The organism is Corynebacterium mendelii, from assembly GCF_017307055.1.
GTDB classification, from domain to species: domain Bacteria; phylum Actinomycetota; class Actinomycetes; order Mycobacteriales; family Mycobacteriaceae; genus Corynebacterium; species Corynebacterium mendelii.
Window position 1 is genome coordinate 57,932 of the sequence record NZ_JAFLEQ010000015.1, and the last position, 17,322, is coordinate 75,253.

The 17,322-nt window shown below is 62.7% G+C and carries 11 protein-coding genes; 1 reads left to right on the forward strand and 10 read right to left on the reverse strand.

Annotated elements, in window-relative coordinates; translation table 11 throughout:
* Positions 1-106: 106 nt before the first annotated feature.
* The 9 genes from JZY06_RS08160 to rpsA all read right to left on the reverse strand — a co-directional run bounded on the left by JZY06_RS08160 (position 107) and on the right by rpsA (position 13,024).
* Complete coding sequence (locus JZY06_RS08160) at positions 107-2,797, reverse strand: hypothetical protein (protein ID WP_207279068.1); 2,691 nt, start codon at positions 2,795-2,797, stop codon at positions 107-109.
* A 234-nt stretch (positions 2,798-3,031) separates the two neighbouring features.
* Positions 3,032-3,502 (reverse strand): type III secretion system chaperone family protein, encoded by a 471-nt coding sequence (locus JZY06_RS08165; protein WP_207279069.1) that lies wholly within the window; start codon positions 3,500-3,502, stop codon positions 3,032-3,034.
* Entirely contained in the window at positions 3,502-3,933 is a 432-nt protein-coding gene (locus tag JZY06_RS08170; protein WP_207279070.1) for a YbjN domain-containing protein, read from the reverse strand. Before JZY06_RS08170 ends, JZY06_RS08165 begins: the two co-directional genes overlap by 1 nt.
* 374 nt (positions 3,934-4,307) lie before the next feature.
* On the reverse strand, positions 4,308-5,633 hold the full coding sequence (locus JZY06_RS08175) for a hypothetical protein (RefSeq protein WP_207279071.1): 1,326 nt from the start codon (positions 5,631-5,633) through the stop codon (positions 4,308-4,310).
* Between the two features lie 126 nt (positions 5,634-5,759).
* On the reverse strand, positions 5,760-6,131 hold the full coding sequence (locus JZY06_RS08180) for an LIM domain-containing protein (RefSeq protein WP_207279072.1): 372 nt from the start codon (positions 6,129-6,131) through the stop codon (positions 5,760-5,762).
* A 571-nt stretch (positions 6,132-6,702) separates the two neighbouring features.
* Complete coding sequence (locus JZY06_RS08185) at positions 6,703-8,763, reverse strand: glucose PTS transporter subunit IIA (protein ID WP_207279073.1); 2,061 nt, start codon at positions 8,761-8,763, stop codon at positions 6,703-6,705.
* A 1,553-nt stretch (positions 8,764-10,316) separates the two neighbouring features.
* Positions 10,317-11,240 (reverse strand): YbjN domain-containing protein, encoded by a 924-nt coding sequence (locus JZY06_RS08190; RefSeq protein ID WP_207279074.1) that lies wholly within the window; start codon positions 11,238-11,240, stop codon positions 10,317-10,319.
* Entirely contained in the window at positions 11,203-11,403 is a 201-nt protein-coding gene (locus JZY06_RS08195) for a hypothetical protein (protein WP_207279075.1), read from the reverse strand. Before JZY06_RS08195 ends, JZY06_RS08190 begins: the two co-directional genes overlap by 38 nt.
* A 151-nt stretch (positions 11,404-11,554) precedes the next feature.
* The gene (rpsA, locus tag JZY06_RS08200; RefSeq protein WP_207279076.1) at positions 11,555-13,024 is read right to left on the reverse strand and encodes a 30S ribosomal protein S1; all 1,470 of its coding nucleotides are present in this window, start codon (positions 13,022-13,024) and stop codon (positions 11,555-11,557) included.
* Positions 13,025-13,569: 545 nt separating this feature from the next.
* On the opposite strand from rpsA, the gene JZY06_RS08205 reads away from it, so the two are divergent.
* Complete coding sequence (locus JZY06_RS08205; protein ID WP_330617211.1) at positions 13,570-14,412, forward strand: class I SAM-dependent methyltransferase; 843 nt, start codon at positions 13,570-13,572, stop codon at positions 14,410-14,412.
* Between the two features lie 164 nt (positions 14,413-14,576).
* Here the strand turns inward: JZY06_RS08205 and polA are convergent, their stop codons facing one another.
* Positions 14,577-17,291: a DNA polymerase I gene (gene polA, locus JZY06_RS08210; RefSeq protein ID WP_207279129.1), complete on the reverse strand. Its 2,715-nt coding sequence runs from the start codon at positions 17,289-17,291 to the stop codon at positions 14,577-14,579.
* Between the last annotated feature and the right edge of the window lie 31 nt (positions 17,292-17,322).

Genomic DNA, 17,322 nt, shown 5'->3' on the forward strand with positions numbered 1-17,322 from the left:
AGCCGCGGCGGGACGACCACCGCCGGTTGGTGGGTGAAATCCCCTTGTCCCCCCCGCCGGAGACCAACCGGGCGGGGGATGCACAAAAAGGACAATCGGCTACCGCCTACTCCTGACCGGTCAACTGTGTGATCAGTTGCTGTGCCTGGGATCTGATGGTCATGGTGCGCATGTTTTCGTCGGTTTCGGACAGAATCCGGCGGGCATAGCCCACCGCCTCCGAGCTGTCCCCGGCCATGGCCTCGATGGTGGCCAACACCATCAGTGTTTCCGCCCGGTCGAGTTGGTCCCCGCAGTCGGTGAAACCGTTCAGTGCCATCGACGCCGAGTCACGGGCGGGAACATACTGTCCCGCAGCCAGCCGGATGTGGGCTTCCTCACGCCACGAGCGGGCAATCTCCCAGCCGGATGCTTTCCGGCTGCGGTAGCCGGGATGCTGCACCACCGCGTGGAAGCGGTCGAACAGCGCATCCATGTGGGCTGACTGGGTCACTGTCAGGCCGGCCTGCTGGGTGGAGAGCACTTTCAGGGCGAAAAGAAGGGCCTGTTCCTTTCGCTTGACGAGGGTGTCGGTCTCCTCGTCGCTGTTGCCCGGATCCGCCAGACGGCGTTCCAGCTCGCCGATGATCCGGTCGGCGGTGGCCACCGAATAGTCGGCATCCTGTGCCCAGGCGAAACAGCGTGCCGCATCCTCCAGGGCGTCCAGCGCCCGGTCGTGCTGTCCCAGGGAGGTGAAAATACGCGCCGCGCTGAGCAGTTCCTCGCCGGCGTCACGGTCAATATCGGCGTCGGACAGGGCTTTGGCCAACCCCCGGCGCACAGCTGCTTCGGCGGCACCGATGTCAATGCCGTCGACTCTCATCAACGCCGCTTCCAGTACTTCCGCCGCTTCGGCGGGGCGCTTGAGTGCCAAAAGGACCTGTGACATGAGCACCGACGCCCCCAGGGTGGCGGTGGGAAGATTCAGTGCGGCGGTCACATTGACCAGTTCCCTGGCGGTGGGCAGGGCTTCGCTGGCGTAGCCGGCTTTCAATGCCGCATCCGTCAGTATCGACAACCCCTGAATCCGCAGCCCGATCGGGTCGGCGGACGGCTTGCGCATGAGGGAATCGGCCAGCTGGGCGGCTTCCATGAATTTTTTGTCCTCGCTCAACAGCTCGGCGCGGGCCATCTGCGCCCACGACGCGTCGCTGCGCGGTTCATCAGGGTCGATGTCGTAGCCGTCGTCCCCCCTGCGCAGACTGTCGATGGTGGCTGTGACATAGCGGGCCAGTCTCCGGGCCGGGTCACCGGGTGCCCCCTCGTTTGCGGCAACTTCCCGGAAACGCTGTTCGAGATCCGCCTGTGCCAGGGCTTTTTCCAGCACAACCATCGCCGGGAAGCTCGACGGTGCGCTCCCGGTGACGGCAATGGTTTTTTCCGCCTCGGCGATAAGCGCCCCACCGTGCATCCGGCGGACCGGATCATTGATGTCGATGGCCACATAGCCGCCGTCACCGGCCGGGGTGGCGGTCTCGGGCTGCTTAACCGGATCGGTGGTGGCCTCGGCGGTCGCCGACGAAGTATCGACGATCCGGTAGTCGATGTCGATCTCCCCGGCGGTGCCGGTGATGTCAATGACCGGTCCGCGGGCGGGCAGTGGATCCACCGGGGTGGGGTTGAGCAGTTTTTTTACCCGCTCAACATGGCGGGCAACAGTCAGTCCGGGACGGTTGTCGAAAGCTTCGGCGATATCCAGCGCCAGTGTTTCGAACCACTGCTGCGCCTGGCTGATCGTCGGATTGACCAGTGTCGGGGCATCGTCCCACCAGGCCAGCATGTCGGGTGAGAGATCGGCACCGAAAGGCGCGTCCCGGTCAGGCAGGGCTTTGGTTATCACCGCTGCCGCCGCCGCAATCCGCATGAGATCGGTGTGGCTGGAAAGTTTGCTCCACCACGGCAGGTAGCGCACCAGTATCGCGTGCCCGCGCTGCAGGCGTTCCGGACGTCCCGCCGCACCGGTCAAAGCCAGATACCTCAGGTGCAGGTTGTGGTACATGATCACCCGCGGATCAGTGCGGTGCCGGGCCCAGGCGGCGACATGAGCCGCCCACGCTTTGTCATCGTGCCCGGTGCGCACCCAGGTTTCCAGCATTTTGGTTTTCAGTGCTTCCGGCTGGTCGCCGCACTGCGGCTGCGAGTTGGCCGGAATGGCCAGTGCTTCTTCCCCGGCTTTGAGTGCGGCTTCCCAGTTGCCGTGAAAGGACTCGTATTCCACCGGGTATTCCGGCTCGCAGGCGAAACAGTCCGCCAGATCGGTCCGCGGTTTGGTTTGCCAGGTGTGGTAGGCCTCATCGGCTTGTGCCGGGTCACCACAATCGTCGTGCATGTACCAGCGGCGCACCCACACCGCCCGGCCGCTGTCGCCGATTTGGTTGTAGAACTCCCCCATGCGGTTCAGGATCGCCATGCACTGGTCGACCGGGACATTCGGGTTGCAGCGCACCGCCGAGGTGACGTACTTGAAGTTCCAGGCGTGCGATTCTTTGCAGTAGTCGTCGAACCAGTCGGGATGTTCGGTGACCAGTTCCTCGCAGCGCAGGAAACCGGGAACAGCCTCCGAATAGTTGCGGGTCTGCGCCCGGGCGGTCACCAATTCGACACTGGTCAGCGCCAGTGCCCGGGTTTCACCGAGTGATTCGGCCAATTCCTGCGCCCGGGCCCACAGTTGGGTGCAGGTTGTGCCCCACTGTTCGGCTGCGGCGCGCCTGATCAGGTCACGCAGTTCCGGATTGCCGGTCAAGTCTTCGGGTGTCACGGTCGTGGGCTGTCCTTGTCAAGTGGGGGCACGGGCGACTGCCGCCGGTGGTACGGCGGCAGCCGGAATGGATGGGAAAAGACACAACGGCGCTGGATATCCGGGGTGTGCCCCTGGCCGTGGGGGCCGGGGCGAAGGTGCGGAAAAGACAGCTTCGGCCACGGGATACAGGGTGTGTGGCCCGTGTGTATCCCGTGGCCGCCGCTTATGTCGTGGAGGGTGAAAAGCGTGGACCTACTGGTCGCCGAGGGTGAAGCCGAAGTGCTCGCAGTAGGCTTCGGCGAAGCGGATCACACCGACCAACGCGGTGTCGAAGGCTTCCTCGAACTGCTCCTGGGTCAGGCCGGGGTCGCCGGCCAGGACCTGGGAGTCGGCACAGGCGATCAGCTGGCCGTCATCGCTGTCTTCGGTGACGAAAGCGTGCACGTAGTAGGTGCGCAGGTTGAAGTCGTTGCAGAACAGCTTCAGTTCGTCGTGGCGCTCCGGGGGGAGCTTGTGCTCGAACAGCGAGACGTTGATCAGCAGGGCGAAGGGGGTCTTCGTCGCGTCGAAACGGATCGGGGCACCGTTGACGTAGCAGTAGAACATCCCCGGTTCGGAGTCATTGCCCTCGAACTCGAGTTTCTTCAGCAGGGCCGTCATCCGGTCGGGCGTGAGCTGCGCCGGGGCGACCGCGTCATTGTTGTCGTTGTTGAACCAGGCCATCAGGCGTTGTCTCCTTCAATCAGATCGGGCAGCGCTTCCTCCAGTTTGCCGATAGCCGCCATCGTGGTCTGGAAGGACATATCCAGGAAGAATTCCAGCTGCTGGTCGGTGATACCGAAGGGGTGGGTGGACACGGTTTCGGTGATTATGCGGCCCTGGTCGAGATTGACCAGCACCTTCGGGGCGACCATGGAGCTGTTGAGCTCGTTGGCCAGGGCCACGGCGCGGGCTTTCGCCTCGTCGGTGGCCAGCCCGCCACGCCAGTACCCGTGGGTGTGCACCCGGTCGTATTCGCTGTCGATACCGATGAAAATGTTCACCTCTTCAAAGCCCACGGCCAGGTCACCGTCGTCGTCGTAGATGTATTTCAGCTCGTGGGATTTGAGCCACTCTTCGATCCTGGTGTGGGTGGGTTTCGGCAGTTCCGTCACCGTCGCACCAACCTTTCGTGTCGTGGGATTGCCCGGGGATTCCCGCCGGGGTGTGTGTTCCCCGCCCCCTTGGTGGGACGGCGGTTACAACGTTCCACCAGACTAACAAAATGCCGCCGGTTCACGACCGGTCGGTCAGGGTAGCCACACCCGTTGCCAACGCAGATTCTCTACCTCCACGGCTGCCCCGCACCCGGACCCGGTGTGCGCGTTTTTCCGGGCCGGGGTGGTGTTTGCAGGTGTTTTTTCACAGCCGCCGGGACTGATCCGGGCTGCAGCCGGGATACCACCTGGGCTGCCGGGCGGGTGCCATCGCGGTTACACCCGCCCGGCCGGGGCGATCCTGACCGGTATCGACAGCCGCCGGTTTTTTCTTAGCTGATGGCGCGTTTGAGGCGATCGACGGTGGCGGCGAAAAACTCGTCGCGTTCTTTCTGGCTTGCCGGATGCCACCTGTCGGAGATACCGAAGGTCCGGCGCTCGAACAGGGTGTTGGCCGCGGTGCGGCGGCGGAAGGTCTGCCGGTCAGTGACACTGGCCCTGACCCGGTAGCCGTCATCGTCGAGGCTGATGGACAGCGCCTTGTCCAGATACCACGGCAGCAGCATCCCGTAGGGGCAGTCCACACCGTCGGCAACCAGCAGCGGCCGCCAGCGCCTGATCAGCTGCCAGACTTCCTCGATCATCTGTCCGGGCGGGACGATGAACTGCTGGGCAAACAGGATGCAGCCCAAGTCGTCTGTCTCGGCGGTGCCGTTGTTGACCCTTGCGATGGCGGTGGAGACATCCAGCAGCGCCTGATCATCCACCCCGGAGACATCGACGACGGGATAGCCGAGAACCTTCACCGCATTCGGTTCCGTGGCCCGGATGTCCAGTTCGCTGTCCAGCAGGTCGGGAGTTGCCACTGAGCGGGCGAACTCGCCGCCCAGATCGATGGGCACGGTCAAAGGCGTACCCTCATCAGCCGGATCATCCCAGGTATCGCACAGCATCCAGTGATCGGCGTCGATGGCCGCGGTGTCGAGGAAGCAGAGCTTGAGCCTGATCGGTCTTCCGGTGAACCAGTCATTGAGTTTTTCCGCCAGGGTCACTCCCCGCCACAGTGCCGCGGTCAGATCAATGTCGAGCCTGTCGAATAAGACCACCCCCTGTTCCATCCGGGCCAGCAGTTTGGTGGCCTCGGTGTCATCGGCGGTGCCGAAGACCGGGTCATGGTCGCCGGAGAAGTCAAGGTTGTGGCGGGCGCCTGCCGCCAGGGCGGTTTCAATGGTCATCGCCGCCCAGTCAAGCCCACCGGTCAGCCCGGAGAAAAATTCCGGTGTTCCTTCCGCGGCGAACGGCATCCCGGTCAGCGGATGCTCCAGCTGCAGCTCGGTGCCGTTGCAGGTGACCGCCACTTCGGTGGTGTCCGGATCATTGAGGGCCGCACCAGCAATGCCTTCGCAGCGGTAGCTGTCCCACCGGCTCCCGTCGTGGGAGGGAACGGTGATGGTGACCGCGGTGATGGCATCGCCGTCAGAGTCGACGGTGACAGCCTCCGGGCCGACCGGGCTGGGGGCCGGGGCGCACCAGGTGTCGCCGTAGATGTTGTCCAGTGCCCGTGTCAGCCGTGGGTCACACTGCGCGGACCCAAAGGCGGTGTGTCCAACGCCCAACTGCGGGACGGGGGTGTGGGAGGACTGGTGGGAGGTGGTCATGGTGGTGAAACCAACTTTCTGTGCCGAGATGTTGCGGTCGGTGACCGCGGGTGGACAAAGGATGAATGTTTGAGCTAACCGCACCTGGTGTGTTTGCCGGGCAGGCCGCCGGGAAGCGGTGGTGCTTTACCGGTTGATGCCGGTGATTTCCCGGCGGGCCGGGGCCGGCGGGACGTGGTAGGTGGTGGCGTCCACAGTCACCGAATCGACCAGATGGTTGAAGCTTTGACCGGTCGCGGGGGCTTCCACGTCGAGAATCCGGGCCACTTCCACGGCGAAATGGTTGTTGCAGTAAAAGTTCGCTTCATGGGTGTGGTAGCTGTCGGATGCCGTTCCCGTGTAATGCCGCCGCACCAGCTGGTTGATGGCCGGTTCGGTGCACACCCCTTCCCCGTAGTCGCAGTGCGGCCGCCCGCCTCTGCCGTCATCGGGCATCTCGATCGGCGGAAACAGATCGCTGTCGGCGATGTCCGGGATGGTTGTTGTCTTGTCTGTCACCATTGGTGAACTCCTTGTCAATCGTGGTGGGTGTGGCACAGGCGCTGTTGCCAAGATCGCCTTTTTGTGAAAAGAAGCTGTTCTGTTGGTCCCCTGTGCACCGTGACACCGCACCGGATGGAAAAAACCGGTCTGCCGGCCGGGAACCGATACCTCTCCCGGGGATGGGCACCCAGCCGTTTGCCGACTGGATGCCGGGGAGGGGAAAAGTTTGTTTCACCAACCGACAAACAACACAATAAAAATCCGCTCCGAGATTGGGTTCGCGCAGGCCACAAGGCAAAAAAATTACCAGACCGCTTGGTCTGGTTGACGTTCTGCAAAATGGCTTGTCACAGCCGGTTTTTTCTACCTCCGACGCACCCGCACGACACGACGGTTGGGAGTGGTTTGCCGGGGTGGAAAAACAACCACCCGCCGGTGGCACACCACAGTCCCCGTGACACACCTACACCCCCTGTCTTTTTCCCGGTAACGGGGACAAAGACAGGGGGTGTAGACAGGTTATTCGTGCCGTGCCCCGCGCCGCGGTGAGGCGGTGCGGGAAAAGCGGCGGGACTGCCGTCGCCGGCTAGCTGGTGGCGGGTTTGGCGGTGATCTTGATCAGCTCATCGCCGATCTGGACCTCTGCCCCGGCCACCGGTTCCACCGAGGCGAATTTGCGGGTGTTGGTCACAAGCACCGGGGTGATCACGGGCTTTCCGGCTGCCTCAATGGCGGCACGGTCAAAGCTCATGAGGGGATCCCCCGCGCTGACGCGGTCTTTTTGGGCCACGTGGCTGGTAAAGCCCTGGCCTTTCAGCTCCACGGTATCCAGGCCCACATGGACCAGCAGTTCAATGCCGTTGTCCAGGCGCAGGGCCACGGCGTGATCCTGTTTGACGATCACGACACCGTCACCGGGGGCGTAGATGGTGTCACCGGTGGGGTCAATGGCCAGGCCGTGGCCCAGCTTGCCGCCGGCAAACACCGGATCCGGCACCTGGTCCAAGCTCACGACACGACCGGCCAGCGGGGCCTCGAGGAGGGTGACGGCATTGGCCTGCAGTGCGGTTTTGACCGGCTTTTCTTTCACAGCCACTCCACCACCGGCAGCCGGTGCAGCAGCTGCAGCCGGTGCGGCCGGTTCAATGGGGCTGTCGCCGCGGGCGGCTGCCAGCTTGGCCTGGTGTTCTTTTTCGTATTCGGCGGCATCCAGACGGGCCTGCTCACGCTCTTCTTTGGTGCGGTAGTCGAAGAAGATGACCAGGAACATTGAGGTGAAGAAGGCGGCGGCGATACCGATGATGTAGACCGCAGCCGGTTTGAAGGCGATGATCGTCAGCAGCGAGGTGAACACGAACGCCTGGGTTGTCACCGCTTCGGAGCCGAAAGCGTAAGGCAGCAGACCCATGACCAGACCGCCGACGAAACAGCCCGGCAGCAGGCGCAGGTAGGACTTCCGGTAGCGCAGCAGCACACCGTAGAGCGACGGCTCGGAGATACCACCCAGAAGACCGGCCATCATGCCGCCGAGGGAAATCTGGCGGACCTGGCGGTCCTTGTCACGCAGGGCCACAATGAAGCAGCCGGTAATCGTGCCGAAGCAGGCGAAGTTCCAGGCACCCATGGGGCCCTGGATGAAGTCGTAGCCCAGGGTGGCGATGTTCTGGATCATGATCGCGTTCAGCGGCCAGTGCAGGCCCAGCGGAACCAGGAAGGGGTAGAGCAGCGGGATGATGATCGCCAGCACAATCGGGCTGAATTCGTTGACCGAGTGCAACAGACCGGAGATTCCGTCGCCCACACCGATACCGAAGGGACCGAGCAGGAAAGCGGTGGCCGGAATCATGATCAGCAGGGAGAAGAACGGGACGAACACCATCTGGACGGAACCGGGGATGAGTTTTTTCAGGCCCTTTTCCACCCAGAACAGGCCGATGGCCGCAATCAGCGGCGGGAAGACCTGTCCGGCGTAGTCGTTGAGCACCATCGGCAGGCCGAAAACGGAGACGGTCTGACCTTTTTCTCCCATGGCAATGAAGTCGGGTGTCATCAGGGCCGCCGGAATGGCGGCACCCACCCACTCGTTGGCACCCAGTTTCCTGGCCGCACAGGCACCGACCATGATCGGCAGGAAGTAGAAGACCGACTTCCACATCGCCATCATGAACAGAACCCAGGCCGGCTGTTCGGCGGCCGGGGCACGGAACTCGATGACGTTGAAGGTGTCCAACAGCACCATCAGGGTGATGATCAAAGATGCGCCGAGCAGCGCCCACAGGATCGGCCGGAAGGTGTCGGAGAGAAACTCAAACGAGTAGTCGATCCAGCCGTATTTGCCGCGCACCCCGCCGTACTGCTTTTTGCCCTGGGCCGCACGGGAATCGGCGTCACCCATACCGGGCAGCTCTTTCAGGGCTTTGTAGTAGTCGGCGACGCCGCCGCCCATGATCACCTGCATGCCGGTCTGTCCCTGCGGGACAACACCCAGCGTGGCGGGAATCTTGTCGAGCCCGTCGACATCGGCTTGTGATTGGTCGGCGAGCTGGAAGCGCAGCCGGGTGGCGCAGTGGGTCAATGAGGTGACATTGTCCGCACCACCGATTTTTTCGAGGATGTGTTCTGCAGTCGTCTGTACAGATGACGCCATGGGGTCCCTTTCTTGCCAGGACTGGTGCGGCCACCGGAGATGGTGCCCGCCGGGTTTTCATACCCGGATGGCACCGCTTCACGGCGGCTGCCGTGGACATACGCCAGGCTTTGGGCCACCCCGGAAAAAACTCCGGTGATGGAACAATCATTGCCTTACGTGTGGGTTACTTCACAGACCGGCCGGCTGAAAACGGAAAACAAATGTCCGTTTTTATCCGGGTCACACCACACCCGTCGCCCTTCGTGCACAGCGGGCGACCGGCGTCGGCCACAACTGCGGGCGGGGCGCGATACTGCGCCCACACCCATCAAGCAGCCGGTCTTTTGCGCAAATCATACGCCCAATAAAGGATTTATCAAACAAGCAGCAAAAAGCAGACAAGCTGCATATTAGCCCCATCAATGCAGTTGAAAAGGCATTTTCGCAGGATACAAGCAGGATCGGGGCTATTTCTCTCCCCTGTCGCGTACATATTATCTTTTTGGCTCTATCCCACAGGTGACGCAATTAACCGGCCCAAAGTCCCGTCCGACACCAGCCCCCGGACCCACCTTGAACCAGGTAACGATGCCCGAATAACAACGTTCACCACCCCCGGGGGTGGTTTTTCGCAGAACCGTAAGCATGAGGAAAGCGGCATTCAATCACTTTTCGATCACCGCACATTCAGCCCGGGACCACCCCCTGCCCCACCACCGGCACTGCCCTGTCAGGTACAGCAGACAAAAATATGCCCCAACCTTATGAGATAAGTCACTTTTCAGGTTTTATACATGCTCGCCACACACATACCACCACTGTGACCGGGCTTACCTCTGACTACGTTTCCCGCTCCGCTGGGGTTGCAGCCACTGCTTGCCGCCTGCCCCGACACGGCATTTTTATCCGCTGGTGCCCTTCGGTCCACCGGGGAGCGAACCCATTGTCGACATCGTGCCGTGTCAATCATCAGCCGGGTTTTCACCCGAGACCTGTTCACCCCTTTTCCTTTCCCGGTGACCTGTCTTTTCGCCGGCATTGTCAGGTGGAACTGGTCTCACAACAGCTGTGGTGGCACCTCTCCGCATCCGTCGACAGACGCCTCCATGGCAGGCACCCTGGGACTCGCCCCGTCAGCTACCTGCCGTGGGCGGTATCGAACTGGATCGCCATCTTCTTCACCATGCCGTGGGGTGCCATCGGGATCGGTATCGCCTATCTGAAAACCGACCAGGCAATCAAAACCGGGCCGGTCAAAGCCTGGGAAAAAATCAACCGGCCCCTGCCGTCTTCCCCCCCGGCAACCCCTTGTCCCGCCGGGACTAGAAAACACCACCACCTGCCGACCCATGATTGCCGACAGGTGGTGCTTGTTATTGTGTTTTATCCGGCCACGGGTTTTTCCTCCGGTGTGACCTGCCACGGTGGCGGCGGCAGGCGGGAGGGAGAAAAACACCACCGCTTGAGGGCACCGGTACCGGAGGCGTCAGTGGGGCCGGTGTTGTCGGTAATCGGTTGTCGTCGGCCACATACCCCCGGCCCGCGGGAGGGGGTGTGGCTGTGGTTTTGTTTTAAGCCTCGACGCCGTCGATGTGCTGTTGTGCCAGCACCTGGTGGGCGGTGAAACAGGCTTTGCATGCCGCCGACAGGGCGAGGGCGAACTGCCCGTCGGTGTATCCGCCGCCAACCGAGACAATCGGCGAGTAGGCGATCACGCCGATTCCCCCATCGTCGTCTTCCGGCTCGGTGGCAAAGGCTGTGGTAAGCGGAATGCCGTTCAATCCATTGGCCACAAGCAGCGCCGCGGTTTTTTCCGCCGCGGCAAATTCGATGCGCATCGGCGACTGGACGCTGATCATCCTGGGGGCGCTGACACAGTCAATGCCGATGACCACCCCGTCAACCTCGGCTTCGAAGCGGTCACTGTCGCGGTGTCTGGAATACGCCCAGCCGGACTGCTCCAGCCACTGCCGAACCCGGTCGGCCGTCAGGGGCGAAATTTTTCCTTCTGTTCCCGCACCACCCGGCTGCGGGGTTGCCGGTGCCTCAGATTCTTCGACCGGCCGCGGCAGCACCCGCCCGGCACAGTCCCGCTGAAGCCTTTCCACGGCCGCATTGACCTCGTCGATGGCGGTGGTGATGAAATCGCGCAGCTGGTCGTGACTGAGTCCATCGGGGGCGACAGTGGAGACATGGGTGACAACCGCGCTGGATTCGGCGGCCAGTTCCACCCCAGCCACCACCGACTCGCTGTTGATGGTGTTGACGATCTCCAGCAGCCCGGGGATGTCGTCGTCGGTGTCAATGGACACCCACACGATTGCGGTGACCTCAACAAACCCGGCCGCGGCATTGACGGTGACCGACCGGGAGACGGTGTCATCGTCCCACACCAGAAGATCACCGCCCTGGTGTGCGGCAGCAATCCCCAGGGTGTCAAGTACCGTGTGACAGCGGTCAAGGGTGACGGCGGGAATCGTGGTCATGGGCGTCATCGGGATCATCCTCGTTGTAGGTTCGTTGACTGGCCGGGATCAAAATACTGGCGGCCACACCCATCGTAGGGGGTGCAGACTGCGGGGACACATCGGCCCGGTAGACGACATGGTCATTGACCGGGTCGCCGGGGTTGATTGATGTCGGACACACAAAAAACACGGCCTGCCACGCTCGGGGTACCAAGCGTGACAGGCCGTGTCTTTTTTTCTACAACGTGTGCGTGCCCCACCGGCCCGGACGGGCCGCACCCGGATGCTTCAGGGCATCCGGTTCAACCCTTATGTGGCCGGTGGCGGGCAGTGGCAGGGGTTTAGTTGCCCTGCAGCTTCTCGCGGAGAGCAGCCAGCTGCTCGTCGGAAGCCAGCGAACCGCCGACCTCTTCCGCGGCAGCCGGAGCAGCCTTGGCTTCCGCGGCCGGGGCCGCGGAGTCAGAGCTGTAGTTGGTGGCACCGGCGGATGCGGCTTCTTCGGCGGCAGCGCGGTGACGCTCGATCTGCGCGGTGTGCATCTGGTGGCGGCGCTCCGACTCGGCGTAGCGGGCTTCCCAGGTCTTGCGCTGTTCCTCGAAGCCTTCGAGCCATTCGTTGGTCTCGGGATCGAAGCCCTCGGGGAAGATGTAGTTGCCCTGCTCGTCGTAGGAGTCGGCCATGCCGTACTTCGACGGGTCGAACTCTTCCTGGTAGTCCTCGTCGGCCTGCTTCAGCGACAGGGAGATCCGGCGCCGGTCCAGGTCGATGTCGATGACCTTGACCATGGCTTCTTCGCCGACGTTGACAACCTGGTCCGGAACCTCGACGTGGCGCTCGGCCAGCTCGGAGATGTGGACCAGACCCTCGATGCCTTCCTCGACGCGCACGAACGCACCGAAGGGAACCAGCTTGGTGACCTTGCCGGGCACAATCTGGCCGACAGCGTGGGTGCGGGCGAACACGCGCCACGGATCTTCCTGGGTGGCTTTCAGCGACAGGGAGACACGCTCGCGGTCGAGATCGACGTCGAGAACCTCAACGGTGACCTCGTCGCCGACGGTGACAACCTCAGAGGGGTGGTCGATGTGCTTCCAGGACAGCTCGGAGACGTGAACCAGTCCGTCGACGCCGCCGAGATCGACGAAAGCGCCGAAGTTGACGATCGACGAGACGGTGCCCTTGCGGACCTGGCCCTTCTGCAGCTGGTGGAGGAACTCGGAGCGGACCTCGGACTGGGTCTGCTCGAGCCAGGCGCGGCGGGACAGAACCACATTGTTGCGGTTTTTGTCCAGCTCGATGATCTTGGCTTCGATCTCCTGGCCGATGTACGGATCCAGGTCACGGACACGGCGCATTTCGACCAGCGATGCCGGCAGGAAGCCGCGCAGGCCGATGTCGAGGATCAGGCCGCCCTTGACGACCTCAATGACGGTACCGGTGACCGGCTCGTCGTTTTCTTTCAGTTCCTCGATCTTGCCCCAGGCGCGCTCGTACTGGGCACGCTTCTTGGACAGCATGAGGCGACCCTCTTTGTCCTCCTTGGTGAGGACGAGGGCGTCGATCTGGTCGCCGACAGCGACAACTTCGCCGGGGTCGATATCGTGCTTGATCGACAGTTCGCGGGAGAGGATGACACCTTCGGTTTTGTATCCGATGTCAAGAAGAACCTCGTCACGGTCGACTTTGACGACCGTGCCCTCGACGATGTCGCCGTCGTTGAAGTATTTGATGGTGGCGTCGACAGCAGCGAGGAAGTCCTCAGTGGATCCGATATCGTTGACGGCCACCTGAGGGGTGTTGTTGGTGGGCATAGGTTTGGTTGCTCCGAAAAAGGTCATAGGAATCGTAAACGGACAGGAATTGTGCGCCACCCACCTGACGGTGCGGGCTGCCGCCGGCTTTTTTCAAAAAACCGCGCCGCAGTGAAAAAAACGGGCCCGACTGCCAGTCTTCCAAGACAACGTCAGGGCCTGTTCCATGCACCATCCCCGGTCAACGTCATCGACCGGGCCGACCCACGAGCGGTTGCAGCAACTGTCAGTCAGCTGCAGGCTCATGTGCTTGTTGCTGCGGCACACGCCGGGGTGACACAATGGTCACCCTGTTGTGCGGGCACAAGCTGCGGCCGGGGCCACTGGCAGCGGTTTGCCGACAAGTTCCGTCCCGCCCGGGAAACCATATAAACTGGTTCGTTAACCGGGGTTGGATCATTGACCTCGTCAAACAGCCGTTGCCGGTGTTTGCTGGGCACGCGCCCGGCACCAAGGGCCGCTCTCCTATAGAAGCGGTCTCGGGTCCGGAACGCAGACACACAACGAAGACAATAACTCCCTGGCAAGGAAGGTTGCAAATAACAGTGTCCTCCACACCTCCTCCGTCCTCGCCGATTCCGGCCGCCGGCGGTTTCGGTCACGCCGATGCAACCGAATCCTCGCGGGCCAACCGCCTGTGGTGGGACTTTGACGCCGACAACTATCACCGGGAGCATTCCCGCTTTCTGGGCGCAGACCAGCCGGAAGGAAAGTTTTTGTGGTCGCCGGAATATTTCGACGAAGCCGACCATCATCTTCTCGGCGATGTCCGCGACAAAGACGTTCTCGAATTCGGCTGCGGATCAGCACCGTGTTCCCGGTGGCTCAACCACACCGGGGTCGGGACGATCACCGCTTTCGACATTTCCGCGGGCATGCTGCGCCACGGTGTGGACGCATCCACCGGTACACCGGTTGTTCCCCTGGTGCAGGCTGATGCCCTGGCCATGCCGTTCAAGGACAACTGCTTCGATGTGGCGTTCACCGCCTACGGGGCGATCGGTTTCGTCGCCGACTCCCAGCAGCTGATGCATGAAGCCGCACGCGTGCTGCGCCCGGGCGGCAGACTGGTGTTTTCTGTCCTGCACCCGTTTAGGTGGGTGTTCCGCGATGAACCCGGCGAAGAAGGGCTGATCGCCTATCTGAGCTACTTCGACCGCTCCCCCTACATAGAACGGGATCCGGTCACCCGCACCATCACCTACGCCGAGCACCACCGCACCATCGGTGACAGAATCCGGGAGCTGTTGGCCGCGGGCTTCATCCTCGACGACTTCATCGAACCGGAGTGGCCGGACAATCTGGAGGAATCCTTCAACCAGTTCTCCCCCACCCGTGGCCGGATCATTCCCGGCACCGCCATTATTGTCGCCCACCTTCCCGACTAGCGCCCACCCGGACAGCGCATGGACCAGACCATCCGGTTTCCGGGTGCCGAGCCTTGGACACACCGCGTGAAAAACCGCGCACCTGCGCCCGCCCCGGTTGAGCCGGGACGGGACGCAGGGGGTTGGTTGGTTGACGGCGGCGGCCGGCGTTCCGCCCCACGGTGCTAGTGGGCGGCCTCATCCCAGTTGGCACCATGCCCGGTGGAGACTTCCAGCGGCACTGTCAGCTGGACTGCCTGATCCATTTCCTGCTCGACCAGTTCACGGACGGAGTCGAGTTCACCGTCGGCGACTTCCACCACCAATTCGTCGTGGACCTGCAGCAGCACCCGTGATTTCAGCTGTGCCGTGCGCAGTGCCCCATCGACCCGGATCATCGCGATTTTGATGACGTCGGCGGCGGTTCCCTGAATCGGGGAATTCAGGGCGGCGCGCTCGGCGTTTTCCCGCGCGATCCGGTTGGTGGAGGTCAAATCGGGCAGGTACCTGCGGCGGCCGAACACTGTTTGGGTGTAGCCGTCTTTGGCGGCTTTGACAACAACCTGGTCCAGGTAGGCTTTCACCCCGCCGAAACGCTGGAAATAGGTGTCCATGATCTCTTTGGCTTCTTTCGCCGAGATCGACAGCTGCCCCGCCAGGCCGAAGGCGCTGAGCCCGTAGGCCAGCCCGTAGCTCATGGCTTTGACTTTGCGCCGCAGATCGGGGGTGACGTTGTCCACCGGGACGTCGAAAACCTTCGAACCGACGTAGTTGTGCAGATCCTCGCCCTGCCGGTAGGCCTCGATCAGTCCCTCATCCCCGGAGACATGCGCCATCACCCGCATTTCGATCTGCGAGTAGTCCGCGGTGACAAGCCCGGTGTAGGTGACCCCGCCGCTGCGCCCGCCGGCACAAAACGCCGACCGGATGATCCGTCCGGCTTCGGTGCGCACCGGAATGTTCTGCAGGTTCGGTTCGGTTGAGCTCAACCGGCCGGTGGCGGTGGCCGTCTGGTTGAAGGTGGTGTGGATGCGCCCGTCATCGGCGACGGCTTTGATCAGACCGTCGAGGGTGGTTTTCATCTTCTGGTATTCCCGGTGGCTCATCAGGTGCTGCAGGAACGGGTGGTCGCTTTTGGCCGCCAGTGCCTCCAGTTCCTTCGCCGCCGTGGAATAGCCGGTTTTGATTTTCTTCGTTTTCGGCAGCCCCAGTTTCTCGAAGAGAACGACCTGCAGCTGTTTCGGGCTGGACAGGTTCAGCTCCGGATCCCCGGCAATGTCCCGGGCGGCCGACAGTTCCGCCTCGATTTTGTCGATGTAGGCGTCACGCTGGTCGGTCAGCACCGCCATATCGACGGCGATACCGGTGCGTTCCATCCGTCCCAAAATCGGTACCAGGGCAAGCTCCAGGTCGGTGTAGAGCGCCAGCTGGTTGATCTGTTCCAGTTTGTCGGTCAACACGCAGGCAAGTTCCCTGGTGCAGGCCGCGTCAATCATGGCGGCCCGCGGGTCGGGGCCGGTGTCACTGTCACCGATATCCAGCAGACTCAGCTGCCCGTCGTTGCCGTCACCGGACCCGCCGTCCTCCGGCCCGTCGGGGGGTGCGGGAATGGCCACCTGCATGATCCGCTGGTAGACATCCCCGATGCTGTAGGAGCGGGCCTCGGGGTTGAGCAGGTAGGCCGCGATCATGGTGTCGTGGGCAATGCCGTCGATGCTGTAGCCGGAACCGGTGAGCATGTGCCAGGCCGATTTCGCGTCGTGGAAGATTTTCGGCCTGCTGCTATCGGCAATGAAATCGGCGAAGGTTTTCTCGTCGTCGGCGTCAAGCTGCGCGGGATCAAAAGCCACCGCGTGATGGTCGTGCGCCGCCAAAGCCACCCGGGCCACAGACGGTGATGCGGGATCAGCCCGGCCCGTCACCGTCACCGCGATGCCCGCCTGTGCCCGGGCGGTGGTCAACCAGCCGGCCAGACGTTCCGGGGAATCGAACACAATCGACTCGGCGGTATCCGCTGTGGGGCGCTCCCCGCTGTCGATTCCCAGGGCATCAAAGACCCGGGAGCGCAGGGTGCCGCCGAATTCGAGGGCATCGAACTGGCTGGTGATCTCGTCGGCATCGCTTCCACCGAGCCGGAAATCGGACGGGCCTTTATCAAGCTCCATATCGCGGACCATCTCGGTCAAGGCCCGGTTCATCTTCACCTGGTCGATGCGTTCGCGCAGCGCACCGCCGACTTTGCCGCCGATATCGTCGGCGTGGGCGAGCAGGGTGTCCAAATCGCCGTAGTCGACAATCCATTTCGTGGCGGTTTTCTCCCCCACACCGGGAATCTTGGGCAGATTGTCCGACGGGTCGCCGCGCAGGGCGGCGAAATCGGGGTACTGCTTCGGTGTCAGACCGTATTTGTCCTCGATCGCCGCCGGGGTGAACCGGTCCATCGTCGAGACCCCCTTGCGCGGGTAGAGCACCGTGACATGGTCGGTGACCAGCTGGAAGGAATCCCGGTCACCGGTGACAACCAGAGTGTCGAAGCCCTCGTCCTGCGCCCGGGTGGCCAGGGTGGCGATAATGTCGTCGGCTTCGAAGTCGTCTTTTTCCAGCCAGCTGATCCCCATGGCGGGAAGAAGCTTCTTCAACAGCTCCACCTGTCCCTTGAATTCCTCCGGGGTGGGGTCACGCTGCGCTTTGTAGTCGGCGAACATATCGGTCCGGAAGGTTTTCCGCCCGACGTCGAAAGCGACGGCAACGTGGCTGGGTTTCTCCTTGCCCAAAAGGTTGACCAGCATGGAAACGAAACCGTAGACGGCGTTGGTGTGCTGGCCACCGCTGGTGGAAAAATTCCCCGCCGGCAGGGCGTAGAAGGCCCGGAAAGCCATGGAATGCCCGTCAATGAGCATCAGCCTGTCGGTGGCATCGGATGAGGTGGTC

Excerpts from the sequence above, each read along its gene's own strand:
- JZY06_RS08165 (WP_207279069.1), bottom strand. The coding sequence starts at position 3,502 with ATGGCCTGGTTCAACAACGACAACAATGACGCGGTCGCCCCGGCGCAG.
- JZY06_RS08175 (WP_207279071.1), bottom strand. The coding sequence starts at position 5,633 with ATGACCACCTCCCACCAGTCCTCCCACACCCCCGTCCCGCAGTTGGGC.
- JZY06_RS08185 (WP_207279073.1), bottom strand. The coding sequence starts at position 8,763 with ATGGCGTCATCTGTACAGACGACTGCAGAACACATCCTCGAAAAAATC.
- JZY06_RS08190 (WP_207279074.1), bottom strand. The coding sequence starts at position 11,240 with ATGACGCCCATGACCACGATTCCCGCCGTCACCCTTGACCGCTGTCAC.
- rpsA (WP_207279076.1), bottom strand. The coding sequence starts at position 13,024 with ATGCCCACCAACAACACCCCTCAGGTGGCCGTCAACGATATCGGATCC.
- polA (WP_207279129.1), bottom strand. The coding sequence starts at position 17,291 with ATGCTCATTGACGGGCATTCCATGGCTTTCCGGGCCTTCTACGCCCTG.